Raw genomic sequence first — 15,313 nt, 5'->3', positions numbered from 1 at the left:
TAACGTGCCCACACATCGATTGATATAAGGCAAGGCTCACGGTCTTGTCTAGGGCACATCTGTCTTAATTTGCGGAAAAGGAAGGGGAGTACCGCTATGACCGCAAAAAAGAAGTTCAATTTCAAAGCGCCGTTGGAGGTGTTCGCGAAGTCGATAGTCCAGCCGATGATGTATCTCTCGGTTGCCGGCATCCTGCTCATCGTGGGCATCATTCTGACCAACAAGACCATCTGCGCTTTGGTCCCCGTACTGGGCTCCGGTCCGTTCCAGCTTGTGGGCGCCGTTGTCTATCAGTCGCTGATGTTTATCATCAACAACCTCTCGATTCTGTTCTGCGTGGGCATCGCCGGCGCCATGGCAAAGAAGAACAAGGGCCATGCTTCGCTGATCGCCCTGATGTCGTTCTTCCTGTTCCTTCAGGCCAATAACATCGTGCTCAACGCCACCGGCTCTCTTGCCGAAGCGAGCGGCATGCTCGGCCTTACCGGAACCGGCCAGAGCACCGTTATGGGCATTCAGGTGCTCGATACCGGCGTGTTTGGCGGCATCATTCTTGGTTGCATCACCGGTGCCGTGTTCAACAAGTACTCGAACAAGCAGTTCCCCATTGCTCTTTCGATGTTCTCGGGCGTTCGCTTCCCGTTCCTGATCATGATCATCATTTCCTGGATCATGGGCGCTGGCTTCTGCATCGTTTGGCCTCCGGTCCAGGGCGCCATCTCCTCCGTTGCCGGCATCATTAAGGAGTCGGGCAACATCGGTCTGTTTATCTACGGCATGCTCAACAAGCTGCTCGTTCCCACCGGTCTGCACCACCTCATCTACACCCCGTTCCAGTTCTCCGATGTGGGTGGCACCCTGACGCTGGGTGATCAGGTTATCGCCGGCGCCTATCCCATCCGTGTCGCCGAGATGGCAATGACGGGCCAGCCCTTCTCTGATAGCACCTACTTCAACAGCTACACCTTCAACAACCTGTGGCCCTACATCGGTATCGGTCTCGCCTTTATCTTCACCGCTTACAAGGGGAACAAGGATAAGACCAAGGCCGTTATCATCCCGCTGATCATCACCGCCGTGCTCTCCTGTGTCACCGAGCCCATGGACTTCCTCTTTGTCTTTGCCGCTCCCGTGCTCTTTGTCGTTCACTCGGTTCTTTCCGGTATCTTCCTGGTTCTGCTCAAGGTCCTCTCCGTGCCCGCTTCGACTGCAGGCGGCATCATCAACATCGTGGTTTCCAACCTGGTCCTCGGTGTCGACAAGACCAACTGGCCGATGATGCTGGTGCTTGGAGTCGTCAACGCCGCTCTGTACTTCTTCCTCTTCACCTTCCTTATTAAGAAGCTCAACCTCCACACGCCTGGTCGCGAGGAGGAGTCCGAGCTCGCCGAGTCCGTTGCCGAGGGCGAGGCCGCCGCGTCTGTCGCGGTGAAGCAGGGCGCTGTTGCCGCGGCTCCCGCAGAGGGCGTCGATGCGGGCATTGCCGATCTGGTCGCAGGTCTTGGCGGCAAGGACAACATCGAGGAGCTCGAGAACTGCTTTACGCGTCTTCGCGTGAACGTTAAGAACCCGGACCTCATCGATGAGAACCTCATCAACCACGTGCCCAACAGCGGCATCAACCGCAACGGCAACAATATCCAGATCATCTTTGGCATGAAGGTCGCCGAGATGCGCGACAAGGTCGAAAACGCAATTGAGAAGGAGCAGTAAACAATGATCATTACTCTGTGTGGTGGCGGATCCACCTTTACCCCCGGCATCGTCAAGTCCATCGCCCTGCGCAAGGACGAGCTCGACGTTGACGAGATTCGCCTGTACGACATCAACGAGGAGCGCCAGCGCAAGATCGGCGTGCTCGTGGACTGGATTTTGCACGAGGACCTCGGCCTGGACATCAAGCTCACGGTGACCACCGACAAAAAGACGGCTTTTACCGACGCGAGCTTCGTGTTTGCCCAGATGCGCGTGGGCGGCTATGCCATGCGCGAGCAGGACGAGAAGATTCCGCTGCGTCACGGCTGCGTTGGTCAGGAGACTTGCGGCTGCGGCGGCCTTGCCTACGGCATGCGCACCATCTTCCCCATGGTCGAGCTGATCGATGACGTTGAGAAGTACGCCAAGAAGGACTACTGGATTCTCAACTACTCCAACCCTGCCGCCATCGTTTCCGAGGGCTGCCGCGTGCTGCGTCCCAACGCTCGCATCATCAACATCTGCGACATGCCGATCGCGATCATCGACGTGGTTTGCGCCGCGCTCGATATCGACAAGAAGGATGTCGAGTACGATTACTTTGGCCTCAACCACTTTGGTTGGTTCACCTCGATCCGCCACAAGGGCGAGGAGGTGCTCCCGCAGCTGCGCGAGTACATCAAGGAGCACCAGATCCTGCTGCCCGACTCCTACCTCAAGGGCATGGGCTCGCTCATGGCAAAGAAGCCCGAGGAGGCCACTGACGAGCACCCCGAGCAGAATCGCCACACCAAGGGCAGCTGGTACTACGTCTGGAAGGGCGAGTACGAGATCATGGAGTGCTTCCCGGAGTACCTGCCCAACACGTATCTGAACTACTACCTGCAGCAGAAGGAGTTCGTCGAGCATTCCAACCCCGAGCGCACCCGTGCTAACGAGGTTGAGGAGACGCGTGAGAAGAACCTCTTCGACGGCATCGACCACTACGAGAAGACGGGCGAGATCGACGAGAGCACGTTCTATGCGGGCAGCCACGGCGACTGGATTGCCGATCTGGCTATCGCTCTGAAGAACGACACCAAGCAGCGCTTCCTGGTCATTTGCGAGAACAAGGGCGCTATCCCCAACATGCCCTACGACGCTATGGTCGAGCTGCCTGCCTACATTGGCAAGAATGGCCCCGAGGTCATCAGCCGCGACAACATTCCTCTGTTCCAGCAGGGCCTCATGATGCAGCAGCTGAACTCCGAGAAGCTCGTGGTCGAGGCTACGATCGAGGGTTCTTACGAGAAGGCGCTCAAGGCCTTTACGCTGAACAAGACCGTGCCTTCGATGAAGGTCGCCAAGGAGGTTCTCGACGACATGATCGAGGCCAACAAGGGTTACTGGCCCGAGCTTAAGTAAAAGCAACAGGGTCGCTGGCCGCATACCTGGAGCAATGCCCCGTCCACGTGATTGCGTGGGCGGGGCATTGTCATTTGGTAACGCGTTTTATCAAATATGGCATTTATCTGCGGTAATGTTCTATTTCACCGCCGAGGGTGACATTTCATACCGCCTGCCGAACTGCGTGGAGACCTAACAACTTTTTAGGTCAGTGTTGTGCGTGTAGCAACTTCGCCCGGCCTCGCCTCCGGGCTGCCATGTGAGAGGGGATCTTATGGCTCGACTGCACGTAATGGAACGCAGCCACGCTCAGGCCGTCATGGATGACCTGCACGATGCGCTCGGACGTCGTCTGGCGGTGAGTTCGCTCGCCCCGTGCCCCGTTGAGTTTACGGCAGCGCTCGTCAATCTGTGCTCCACCCAGAGCTGCGGCAAGTGCACGCCCTGCCGCGTGGGCCTGAGCGCGCTGAGCGACCTGCTCGCCGATGTGCTCGAGGGCCGCGCCGACGAGTCCACGCTCAACTTGATTGAGCGCACCGCCCGCACCATCTACCTTTCGAGCGACTGCGCCATCGGCTACGAAGCTGGCGCCATGGCACTCACGGCCATTCGCGGCTTCCGCGACGATTTTGAGCATCACATCCGCGAGCACTCCTGCGGCTTTGACCGCGAGGCCCGCGTCCCGTGCGTTTCGGGCTGCCCGGCGCACGTCGACATTCCTGGGTACATTTCGCTGGTCGAGGCCGGCCGCTATGCCGACGCCGTCAAGGTCATCCGCAAGAACAATCCGCTGCCGCTCGTCTGCGGCCTGGTGTGCGAGCATCCCTGCGAGATGCACTGCCGCCGCGGCATGGTCGACGACCCCATGAACATCCTCGCTCTCAAGCGTTTTGCCGTTGAGCATAGCGACCTCAACGACCACAAGCCGCATGTGGTGGACAACACCGGCAAGCGCGTCGCCGTGATCGGCGGCGGCCCGGCCGGTCTTTCTTGCGCTTACTACCTGGCCGTGATGGGCCACAAGGTGACCATCTTTGAGCAGCGCCACCACCTGGGCGGCATGCTGCGCTACGGCATTCCCAGCTACCGCCTGCCGCGCGAGCGCCTGCAGGCCGAGATCGACTGGATCTTGAGCGCCGGTATCGACGTTCAGCTCGACCACTCCGTCAACGGCGAGGAGCTTGCCCGTCTGCGTGACGAGTTCGATGCCGTCTACCTGGCCATTGGTGCCCACAGCGACAAGAAACTCGGCCTCCCGGGCGAAGAGGCGCCCGGCGTGGAGTCGGCCGTCAAGATGCTGCGCGCCATTGGAGACGACGAGCTGCCCGACCTGAGCGGCCAGCGCGTGTGCGTCATCGGCGGCGGCAACGTGGCCATGGACGTGGCGCGCTCTGCCGTGCGCTGCGGTGCCGAAAAAGTGAGCATCGTCTACCGCCGTCGCATCTGCGATATGACGGCTCAGGACGCCGAGATTGCCGGCGCCCAGGCCGAGGGTTGCGAGGTTTTGGAGCTCACAGCCCCGCTCGGTATTGAGACGGGCGAGGACGGACGCGTGAGCGGCCTGCGCGTGCAACCGCAGATTATCGGCGAGCCCCGTCGCGGTCGTCCGGCCCCGCGTGCCGCCGCGACGCCCGAGTGCGTCATTCCCTGCGAGCGCGTGTTCGTGGCCATTGGCCAGGGCATCGATTCCAAGCCGTTTGAGGACATGGGCATTGCCTGTAAGTGGGGCTGCGTGGTCACCGATTCGGATGGCGCCGTGCCTAACTTCGATGGCCTCTTTAGCGGCGGCGACTGCCAGACCGGCCCCGCCACCGTCATCCGGGCCATCAACGCCGGCCGCGTTGCTTCGGCAAATATCGACCGCTACCTGGGCTTTGACCACAAGATTAAGCTCGACGTGGAGCTGCCGACCGTCCAGTTTAAGGGCAAGCACGAGTGCGGCCGCTGCGAGCTGGGTGAGCGCGAGGCCGGCGAGCGTATTCACGATTGGAATCTGGTCGAGCAGGGTCTCACCGAGCAGGAGGCGCGCCAGGAGGCAAGCCGCTGCCTGCGTTGCGACCACTTTGGCTTTGGCGCGTTCCGCGGAGGGAGGAACCTGGAATGGTAGAGCTCAACAAAACCACTGTCGGCGACAACAGCGAAAACGGAGCGCACAACATGGTCAGGCTCATTATCGATAACTGCGAAGTCGTGGTACCCGAGCACACCACGATCCTGGATGCGGCCAAGTCCGTCGGCATCCAGATTCCCACCCTGTGCTACCTGCGCGATCTAAACGAGATCGGTGGCTGCCGCGTGTGCGTGGTCGAGGTTGAGGGCTGCGACCAGCTGGTTGCCGCCTGCAACAACTACGTGCTCGACGGCATGGTGGTCCACACCAACAGCCCCAAGGCCCGCGAGGCCCGTCGCACCAACGTGCAGCTGCTGCTGTCCCAGCACGATTCGCAGTGCACGAGCTGCGTGCGCAGCGGCAACTGCAACCTGCAGACCATCGCCAACGACCCGGGCATTTTCTATCTGCCGTATCAAAGGCATTTGGCGGGCGAGGGCTGGGATTTCGATTTTCCCATCATCCGCGAAAACGACAAGTGCATTAAATGCATGCGCTGCATCAAGGTGTGCGAGAGCGTGCAGGGCCTAGGGATTTGGGACCTGACCAACCGCGCCACGCATACCGCCGTGGGTACCCGCGGGCGCGCGCCGATCGGCAAGACCGATTGCGTCGCGTGCGGCCAGTGCATTACGCATTGCCCGACGGGCGCGCTGCGCGAGCGCGACGATACTGAGACCGTGTTTGATGCGCTCGCTAATCCCGACAAGATCGTGCTGGTGCAGATCGCGCCTGCCGTGCGCAGCGCCTGGGGCGAGGAGCTCGGTATTCCGCGCGAGGAAGCAACCGTTGAGCGCCTGGCTTGCGCGCTGCGCCGCGTGGGCTTTGAGTACGTGTTCGACACCGATTTCTCGGCCGACCTCACCATTATGGAGGAGGGCTCCGAGCTGCTCGAGCGCCTGGGTAAGGCCGCTAAGGGCGAGGGCGACAGCCGCGGTTGGCCCATGTTCACGAGCTGCTGCCCGGGCTGGGTGCGCTTTGTGAAGGCACGTTACCCCGAGTTTGTCGACAGCCTGTCCACGTCCAAGTCGCCGCAGCAGATGTTCGGCGCCATCGCCAAGACCTATTACGCCAAGGTGCTGGGCGTGGAGCCCGAGCGCCTGTTTGTGGCGTCCGTGATGCCGTGCACGGCCAAGAAGGCCGAGTGCGCGCTGCCGAGCATGGTGGGCGAGGGCGGCGCGCCCGACGTGGACGTTGCGCTGACGGTGCGCGAGATGGTGCGCATGATCCGCGCGAACCACGTGAGCGTGGACACGCTCGTCGAGGAGCCGCTCGACACGCCGCTGGGCTTTGGCACGGGCGCGGGCGTGATCTTTGGCGCCACGGGCGGCGTGATGGAGGCCGCCGTGCGCTCGGCCTATTGCCTGGTGACGGGCAAGAACCCCGACGCCGACTTCTTTACCGACGTGCGAGGGCTCGACGGCTGGAAGGAAGCCGTTGCCGATATCGATGGCACCAAGGTGCGCATCGCCGTGGCGCACGGGCTGGGCAACGCCGCCCGTCTGCTCGACGCGATTCGCGACGGTCGCGTGAGCTATGACTTCGTCGAGGTCATGGCGTGCCCGGGCGGCTGCGTCGGTGGCGGCGGCCAGCCCATCCACGACGGCTGCGAACTGGCGGCCGAGCGCGGCCAGGTGCTGTGGGGCCTGGATGCCGCTGCGGACATTCGCTTCTCGCACGAGAACCCCGATGTCCAGGCATGCTACCGCGAGTTCTTGGGCGAGCCGCTCTCGCCGCTGGCCGAGGAGCTGCTGCATACCGACCATCACGCATGGACGATGCCCAACGAAGGGACGTGCTAGCGATGCGCGCGTTTGATGTTGAGATGTCGCGCCGGGGGTTTGCCTCGGCGCTCGCCGCGGGTGCCCTGTCGCTTGCGCTCGCGGGCTGTGGCGGCGGGGCTGCCGGTGCCGGGTCTGTCGCGGGCTCGGCTGCCGGGTCTGTCGCTGACGGTGCCGCTGCCGAGCCGGTTGAGGTGCACGTCGCCTCGCTCAAGGGCCCGACCTCGATCGGTCTGGTGCAGTTTATGGACCAGGCCGCAAACGGCGAGATGGACAATGAGTTCGACTTTGCGATCAACACCGCCGCCGACGAGATCGTACCCAAGGTCATTCAGGGCGATGTCGATATCGCCCTGGTCCTGGCCAACGTGGCGAGCGTGCTCTACAACAAGACCGAGGGCGCGGTGCAGGTCATCGACATCAACACGCTGGGCGTGCTGAACGTGGTGACGGGCGACGTGGACGTGACCTCGTTTGGTGACCTGGCGGGCCGCACCGTCTACATGACGGGCAAGGGCACCACGCCGGAGTATGTGATGAACTACCTGCTGGAGCGTGCGGGCCTGACCGGCCAGGTGACGCTCGAGTTTAAGAGCGAGCCCACCGAGGTGCTTTCGGCGCTGCTTGCCGACCCGTCCGCCGTGGGCGTGCTGCCCGAGCCGTTTAAGACGGCGGCCATCGCCAAGAGCGAGGGCAAGCTGTCGGCGCCGGTGAGCCTGACCGATGTGTGGGACGAGCTGGCGGACGACACGGGCTCGCGCCTGCTGACGGGCGTGACCGTGGTGCGCCGCGCGTTTGCCGAGGAGCATCCCGAGGCCGTGGCAGAGTTCTTGAGCTGCCACGAGGCGAGTGTTAAGGCTGTCAACGCGGCACCGGCGGACTGGGCACAGGCCGTGGTCGATGCCGGCATCGTGGACAACGCCAAGATTGCCGAGAAAGCGATTCCCGGGTGCATGCTCGTGTGCCAGACGGGCAAGGATATGAAGACGGCGCTTGGCGGGTACCTGCAGGTGCTGGCCGACGCGGACGCGAGCGCCGTGGGTGGTAAACTTCCGGCTGACGATTTCTACTACATGGAGTAGCCCGTGCGTGCGTTTGCTCGACACATGACAGAGCGTATGAAGGCGGTGGCGGCAGCAGGTGCCGTCGCCGCCTTTTGGCTTGCCGCGTGGATGCTGGTGGCGGCGCTGGTGGCGCAGCCGCTGATCTTGCCGGGGCCGGGTGCCGTTGTGGTGGCGCTGTTGCGCCTGGTGTGCGATGGCGGCACCTGGGCAATTTTGGCGGGATCGGGCGCGCGGATTCTGGGCGGACTGGCGCTTGCCGCGGTATGTGGTGGCGTGCTTGCTGGGGTTTCGTCACGGTCGCGGACGTTTGCCCGCCTGGTGGCTCCGGCGCTGTCGTTTGTGAAGGCGACACCGGTCGCCTGCGTGGTGGTTCTGCTGCTCATTTGGCTGGGGTCGGCGCGCGTGAGCATCGCCGCGGTGTTTTTGATGGCGCTGCCGGGCGTGTATTTTTCGCTGGTCGAGGGGCTGGCGCAGGTCGATAAGCCGCTAGAGCGGATGTTCCGCCTGCATGGCGTACGGGGCTGGCGACTGTTTTGCGCCCATACCTGGCGCGTGGTCCTGCCGTTTGTGCTTTCGTGCGCCCTGGCTGTGATTGGCATGGGCTGGAAAGCCGGCGTGGCGGCCGAGCTTATCGGCATGGCGGTGGGTACCGTGGGCGAGCGCATCTATCAGGCAAAGCTATTGATTGAGACGGCTGACCTGCTGGCATGGACCGTGCTGGTCGTTGCCGCCTCGTGGGCGTGTGAGCGGGTGCTGGTGTGGCTGCTGCAGGCTTCGGGACCCGTGGCGTGGCGTGCGGCCGTGCGGACGCATGGGCATGGGCTGCGCGGGCGTGCGGGCGTTGCATGCGATGGTACTGCGGCGGAGCTTGCGCTTGCCGTAGGCGATCGCGCGCCGTGGGCGCCGGCGCTGGACGGCCTGGTGCTCAACGTGCCTGCTGGCGGGCGCATCTGCGTGATGGGCGCCTCGGGCGCGGGCAAGTCGACGCTGCTTGCGCTGGCGGCGGGGGAGTGCGCGCCGTGCTCGATGGTGTTTCAGGATGCGCGCTTGGTCGAGGATGCCTCGGCGCTCGATAACGTGCTGGTGTGCGCCGATGCGCGCGTGGATGCTTCGAGTGCCGCGGCCTTGCTGCGCCTGCTGGTGCCGGGAATTGATGTGCATACTTGCGTGGCCGAGCTTTCGGGTGGGCAGCGCCGGCGCGTTGAGATCGCCCGTGCCCTGCTGTGCTCCGGCGGCGCGGTCATTCTAGACGAGCCCTTTACCGGCCTAGATACCGCTGCGCGCGACGCATGCGCCGAGGTTGTGCTCGACTTGCTCGACGGCCGCATGCTGTTGCTTGCTACGCACGATGCCGTCGACGCTCAGGCTCTCAATATCTCGGACATCATCACGCTCTAAATACTTACTCAGCAACAAAATGATCCGTTTTTTCTCCGTCTCCATAGGGTTGGGTATGGTATTCTATCTGCGGGGTAATACTTAGGATTACCAAGTAATACCAACGCAGTAGAAACAAACTCCAGATGCGGGCCAATCGGGTTGCCTTCACAGCCCGTCGCCCAGCCGCGTGGCCCGCATCTATCCGCACTACCGTCGTTTCAAAAAGGAAGCGCCATGGCAGAACACATGACCCCTGTAGTCGCGAAGGTCTTGCCCGAGGAAAAGGCGGCCTTCGCGGCGGCAACCCAGCTCGTGGGCACCACGCCGTCCAACGCCATCCGCATGTTCATCGCCGCGTTCAATCGCTGTGGCACCTTCCCGTTCGACATCTCGCCCAACGGGGCTTTTGGCACTGCGCCCGATCCTCGTCAATAAATGATCCGTTTTCCTCCGTCCCCATGGGATCAGCTCCCTGCCGAGTTGTGGTAGAACTAGGGAACGGTTTTGAGGAGGGTGGCATGCTCAATGCGTTGATTTGGGCGCTTGCCTGTTTTGGCGTCGTTGCTGCCGATATTGCCCTGAGCGTGGTTTTGTTCTCGGTGCTGGACATCGTGTCGGCGCTGACGGGCTTTCCGATCGACAACCTCGATATTCAATGGTTTCAGGCCGTCGCGCAGACGGCATCGTTTTTGATGGCGCTGCTGTGGTGGCGTTATCTGTGGCCGCGTTCGTTTATGGCACGCCGGCAAAGCGCACATCCGCTCGGCGGGGGAGCGCGTGGAGCGTGGAAACGCATCGCCTGCGTTATCGTGATTGGCCTGGCCCTGCAGGTGGTCGTTGGCTACGTGACCGACGCCGTGCTGTCGCTGCTGCCCGATGCCGCGGCCGACTACAGCGAGCTTGTCGAGGAAACAGGCATGGGCGACACCAGCTATCTCGCCGTCCTGACTACGGTGCTCGGCGCCCCATTTTGTGAAGAGTTGCTGGTGCGCGGCATTATTTTTGAGTTTTCGCTCCGAGCGTTTAATCCGCAGTGCCGCCCACTTTGGAAGCGCCGGCGTCGTGCGAGCGCGCAGGACGGCGCCATGGTGCCCTGGGCGGCCCCAAGCACGTGGGGTATCGCCGCGGCGATTGTGCTGCAGGCGGCAATCTTCGGTTTTATGCACATGAATTGGGTGCAGGGTTGCTACGCGGGTGCCGCCGGCCTCATTTTTGGCTGGGTGCTCGTGACGACCGGAAAGCTCCGCTACACGATCCTGTTGCACTTTGCCTTTAATGCCGGCTCGTACCTCATGGGCCTGCTATGGTTTGTGAACACGCCGCTCGACGCGGTAGTCACGGTCGCTATTGCCGGCGTCATCCTCGTTGAGGCAATGCGCTCGCTGCGCCACGCGTGTGGAATGGACGCAGCGAGCGCACCGCTGCCCTAGTTGCGACGCCCGCCTCCGTTGGCGCCCTGCCGTCCCTGGGCCGCGCGATTGCGACCGGCAGTGTTCTGTGCGCGCGACATGCCGCCGTGCCCCTTGCTGCCTTTGGGTCCCTTGCCGGCGCCGCCATGCGGTTTGCCGCCCTTCTTGCCGGTGCCATGCCCGCCGCCAGCAGACGTCTCGCCCGGGCGTGGCGGCACGGGGCGAATCAGACAATGCTTGGTGTAGCCAATCAGATCGCGGCGGCCGGCCTTTTCCAGCGCCTCGCGCACGAGCTTGTAGTTCTCGGGCTTGCGATACTGGATGAGCGCACGCTGCATGGCCTTCTCGTGCGGGTCGCGCGCCACGTAGATCGGCTGCATGGTGCGCGGATCCACGCCGGTGTAGTACATGCACGTTGACATGGTGGACGGGGTGGGGTAGAAGTCCTGCACCTGTTCGGGCATGTAGCCCATGTCGCGCACGGCCTCGGCAAGGTCCACTGCTTCCTTCATCGTTGAGCCGGGATGGCTCGAGATTAGGTACGGCACTACGTACTGTTTGAGTCCGTATTCGCGGTTCAGGCGTTCAAATTTACGGCAGAACGCGTCGTAGACGGCGCGGCTCGGCTTGCCCATCACGGACAACACCGCGTCGCTCACGTGCTCGGGTGCCACGCGCAGCTGGCCCGAGACATGGTGCTCCAGCAGCTCACGCAAAAACTCGTCCGAGGCGTCGGCCATGGTGTAGTCAAAGCGGATGCCGCTGCGGACGAAGACCTTCTTGACGCCCGGCAGCTGGCGCAGGTCGCGCAGCAACTGCGTGTAGCCGCTCTCGTCGACCACCATGTTCTTGCATACGCTCGGCCACAGGCAGCGCTTGTTCTTGCACACGCCGTGCTTGAGCTGTTTGTCGCAGGCAGGGCGGCTAAAGTTTGCCGTCGGTCCGCCCACATCGTTGATATAGCCCTTAAACTCGGGATCGCGCGTGAGCAGCTCGGCCTCGCGCATGATCGAGTCGTGGCTGCGCATCTGCAATACGCGGCCCTGGTGGAAGGTGAGGGCGCAAAACGAGCACTCGCCAAAGCACCCGCGGTTGGAGCTGATCGAAAACTTGATCTCGGCAAAGGCCGGTACGCCGCCCGCCGCGTCGTAATCGGGGTGCCAATCGCGTGCGTAGGGGAGCTCGGCCACCTCGTCCATCTCATCGGTCGTTAACGTCGCCGACGGCGGGTTCTGCACCACATAGACGCTGTTGGGATAGGGCTCTACCAGGCGATGCCCGGTGATGGGGTCCATGTTCTGCTGCTGCACGTTAAAGCTACGCGCGTAGTTGAGCCTATCGGCGGCAAGGTCGTCCCAGCTGGGCAGCAGGTCGTAATCGTAGACCTCGTCGAGCGAGCCTGTGCGGTAAACGGTGCCGTTGATATAGGTGATCTGATCGACGGGAAGTCCCGCGTCGAGCGCGTCGGCGATCTCGACAATCGCGTGCTCGCCCATGCCGTAGATGAGGATGTCGGCGCCCGAGTCGAGCAGTACCGAGCGCTTGAGCTTGTCCTGCCAATAGTCGTAGTGGGCCAGGCGACGCAGGCTCGCCTCGATGCCGCCGATAATGATGGGGGCGTCCTTGAACGTCTGGCGGATGAGGTTGCCGTAGACCGTGACGGCTCGGTTGGGACGGTGGCCCTCCTCGCCGCCGGGGGTATAGGCGTCGGTGTGGCGGCGGTGCTTGGTCACCGAATAGTGGTTGACCATGGAGTCCATGTTACCGGCACTGACCAAAAAGCCCAGGCGAGGCTCGCCGAGCACGGTGATGCTGGCAGGATCGGTCCAGTCGGGCTGGCAGATGATGCCCACCTTGTAGCCGTGCGCGTCGAGGACGCGGCTGATGATGGCCATGCCAAAGCTGGGATGGTCCACGTAGGCGTCGCCGCAGATGTAGACAAAGTCGCACTGGTCCCAGCCGCGCGCATCCATGTCGGCGCGACTGACGGGGAGGAATTTGTCGCGGCCCGGGCGCCAGGGGCGGGCGGGCGTCGCTTGGGAATGCTTGGTGCGGGCGACCGTGGCCTGCGCCTTGCCGCCGCGCTTTTGCTGCTGGCCCTGTTTGCCCTGCTGACTGCGCTGGTTGTTCTGAGCGTGCTGAGGCTTTTTTGCCACGATCCCTCCCGGTGTTTGTATGCTGCACGTAATTGTAACCAGTCTTTTTGGGACGGGGCTAAAAAGACTGGTGGAGTACATGAGCTGGCGGATTGGCGCGTCGATGCGGGTGCCGGCGCCGCGCCCGCTGTTTGTTTCCAGACTGTGTATCTGCGCGTTGGGGAACTCGTCTCGCGCGCACGCTATATTGTCAATGGGTTACAGTATGAACGGCGGCTATATGTCCGCCAACGCACGAGGGAGTCGTCAACAAGGAGGATGCACGACGATGCAGCGTGCCAAGCAGATATCGGAGTCTATTGAGCTGGGCATCATCTTGGCGCTCGCCGGTGGCTTTATGGACGTTTATTCGTACATTGGGCGCGACCATGTTTTCGCAAACGCTCAGACGGGCAACATCCTGCTCGTGGGTGTAAGCATCTCGGAGGGCAACTGGGCGCTGGCGGGACGCTATTTCTTCCCCGTGGTGTCGTTTGCCGTGGGCATTATGCTTGCCGACTTGGTTCACGAGCGGTTTGGCAGTGTGATTCACTGGCGTCAGGTGACGGTGTTCTTTGAAGCCGTCATCTTGCTGGGCGTGAGTTTTATTCCCGGTGGCGATTTCAACCTGCTCGCCAACTGCCTCACTTCGTTTGCCTGTGGTATGCAAGTCGAGAGCTTCCGCAAGATCCACGGTCACGGCATCGCCACGACCATGTGCATCGGCAACTTGCGCAACGCGCTGCAAAACGTGGACGATTACATCATCACCCACAGGCGCGGCTTTTTGGAAAACGGCCTGCTGTACTTTGGCGTGATCTTTACCTTTGTGTTTGGCGCCGTGTTGGGCAACTGGTGTATTGAACGCATGGGCCTGTACGCCATTGCGGTGGCGAGCGTGCTGCTGTTTGTTGCGTTTGCCATCATGTTCATCGACCGCGAGCGCGACTTGCGTTTTCGCTGGAAGGTTGCAGCCGAGGCTTGGAAAGAGGGCTGTCGAAAGTAACCGAATGCGGCAAAGGGGCTGTCCCTTTGCCGCATTATTTTTCATCTTCTGTTGAAACGCTTTAACAATTTTGACGTTCTCACGTGTTTTTTGTTTCAAAAGCGTTAGGATGGGATTCATAGCGTGGGGCGTAATGGGTGCCCCGCACACGATGGGAGGCTATCAATGGCTAATCGTTTCGTTCTCAATACCATCTCTTATCATGGTTCCGGCGCCATCAAGGAGATCCCCGGCGAGCTCCAGCGTCGCGGCTACAAGAAGATCTTCGTCTGCTCCGACCCCGACCTGGTCAAGTTTGGCGTTACCGCTAAGGTGACCGACGAGCTTGACGCCGCCGGCATCGCTTGGAGCCTCTACTCCGAGATTAAGCCCAACCCCACCATCCAGAACGTCAAGGACGGCGTCGAGGCCTTCAAGGCCGCCGAGGCTGACGCTATCGTGACCATCGGTGGCGGCTCCTCCATGGACACCGCCAAGGCTATCGGCATCATCATCAACAACCCCGAGTTCGCCGATGTCCGCAGCCTCGAGGGCGTTGCTCCCACTAAGAACCACGCCGTGTTCACCATCGCTGTGCCGACGACCGCCGGTACCGCTGCCGAGGTGACCATCAACTACGTCATCACCGACCCCGAGAAGGTCCGCAAGTTCGTGTGCGTCGACACCAACGACGCCCCCGAGGTCGCCGTCGTCGACCCCGATATGATGGCTTCCATGCCCGCCGGTCTGACCGCCTCCACCGGCATGGACGCTCTGACCCACGCCATTGAGGGCTACACCACCAAGGGCGCTTGGGAGCTCTCCGACATGTTCCACTTTGAGGCTATTAAGCTGATCAGCGAGAACCTGCGTGACTCCGTCGCCGAGGCCAAGTCCGGCCAGCCCGGCTCCGGCCGCGAGGGCATGGCCCTTGGCCAGTATGTCGCCGGCATGGGCTTCTCCAATGTCGGCCTGGGCATCGATCACGCCATGGCTCACACCCTGTCCGCTCACTACGACACCCCGCACGGCGTCGCTTGCGCCATGCTGCTGCCGATCGCCATGGAGTTCAACAAGCCGGTTTGCGCCGAGCGCCTGGCCAAGGTTGCCGTTGCCATGGGCGTTGACACCACGGGCATGAGCACCGACGAGGCTGCCGACGCCGCTATCGCCGCCGTCAAGCAGCTTTCCGCTGACGTGAACATCCCGCACGTCTGCGAGGCCATGAAGGCTGACGAGATCGAGGTCCTGGCCAAGGACGCCATGGCCGACGCTTGCTTCCCGGGTAACCCGCGCGAGGCGACGCTCGACGACGTCATCGAGCTCTTCAAGAAGATCTGCCCGGCTGCTTAACATGGTTCGGCGGGC

At 62.3% G+C, this 15,313-nt stretch carries 11 protein-coding genes; 10 read left to right on the top strand and 1 reads right to left on the bottom strand.

The window, feature by feature from the left end:
* The first annotated feature begins 96 nt into the window (after positions 1-96).
* From I2G43_RS01605 to I2G43_RS01570, 8 genes are all read left to right on the top strand, one after another.
* Positions 97-1,713: a PTS transporter subunit EIIC gene (locus I2G43_RS01605; RefSeq protein WP_195534850.1), complete on the top strand. Its 1,617-nt coding sequence runs from the start codon at positions 97-99 to the stop codon at positions 1,711-1,713.
* 3 nt (positions 1,714-1,716) lie between these two features.
* Positions 1,717-3,099 (top strand): 6-phospho-alpha-glucosidase, encoded by a 1,383-nt coding sequence (locus I2G43_RS01600; protein WP_195534849.1) that lies wholly within the window; start codon positions 1,717-1,719, stop codon positions 3,097-3,099.
* Positions 3,100-3,355: 256 nt separating this feature from the next.
* Positions 3,356-5,188, top strand: a complete 1,833-nt coding sequence (locus I2G43_RS01595) for an NAD(P)-binding protein (protein WP_195534848.1) — start codon at positions 3,356-3,358, stop codon at positions 5,186-5,188.
* A 50-nt stretch (positions 5,189-5,238) separates the two neighbouring features.
* A complete protein-coding gene (locus tag I2G43_RS01590) occupies positions 5,239-6,993 on the top strand; it encodes a [FeFe] hydrogenase, group A (protein ID WP_195534866.1) in 1,755 nt (584 codons plus the stop codon).
* A 2-nt stretch (positions 6,994-6,995) separates the two neighbouring features.
* Entirely contained in the window at positions 6,996-8,054 is a 1,059-nt protein-coding gene (locus I2G43_RS01585; RefSeq protein WP_195534847.1) for an ABC transporter substrate-binding protein, read from the top strand.
* A 3-nt stretch (positions 8,055-8,057) separates the two neighbouring features.
* Complete coding sequence (locus I2G43_RS01580) at positions 8,058-9,434, top strand: ATP-binding cassette domain-containing protein (protein WP_195534846.1); 1,377 nt, start codon at positions 8,058-8,060, stop codon at positions 9,432-9,434.
* Positions 9,435-9,650: 216 nt separating this feature from the next.
* Positions 9,651-9,851, top strand: a complete 201-nt coding sequence (locus tag I2G43_RS01575; protein WP_195534845.1) for a type II toxin-antitoxin system RelB/DinJ family antitoxin — start codon at positions 9,651-9,653, stop codon at positions 9,849-9,851.
* A gap of 83 nt (positions 9,852-9,934) precedes the next feature.
* Positions 9,935-10,846 carry a CPBP family intramembrane glutamic endopeptidase gene (locus tag I2G43_RS01570; RefSeq protein ID WP_195534844.1) on the top strand — a complete coding sequence of 304 codons (912 nt, stop codon included), beginning with the start codon at positions 9,935-9,937 and terminating at the stop codon, positions 10,844-10,846.
* Here I2G43_RS01570 and I2G43_RS01565 read toward each other — a convergent pair.
* Positions 10,843-12,981: a YgiQ family radical SAM protein gene (locus I2G43_RS01565; RefSeq protein ID WP_324249480.1), complete on the bottom strand. Its 2,139-nt coding sequence runs from the start codon at positions 12,979-12,981 to the stop codon at positions 10,843-10,845. The genes I2G43_RS01570 and I2G43_RS01565 overlap by 4 nt on opposite strands.
* Positions 12,982-13,249: 268 nt before the next feature.
* Between I2G43_RS01565 and I2G43_RS01560 the strand changes: the two genes are divergently transcribed.
* Both I2G43_RS01560 and fucO read left to right on the top strand, forming a co-directional pair.
* Entirely contained in the window at positions 13,250-13,966 is a 717-nt protein-coding gene (locus I2G43_RS01560; RefSeq protein ID WP_195534843.1) for a YoaK family protein, read from the top strand.
* A 165-nt stretch (positions 13,967-14,131) separates the two neighbouring features.
* Positions 14,132-15,298, top strand: coding sequence for a lactaldehyde reductase (gene fucO, locus I2G43_RS01555; protein ID WP_022094861.1), 1,167 nt, complete (start codon positions 14,132-14,134; stop codon positions 15,296-15,298).
* Positions 15,299-15,313 lie beyond the last annotated feature (15 nt).

Source organism: Collinsella aerofaciens, assembly GCF_015557435.1.
GTDB lineage: Bacteria > Actinomycetota > Coriobacteriia > Coriobacteriales > Coriobacteriaceae > Collinsella > Collinsella aerofaciens_Z.
This window is presented reverse-complemented; position numbering and strand designations above follow the sequence as displayed.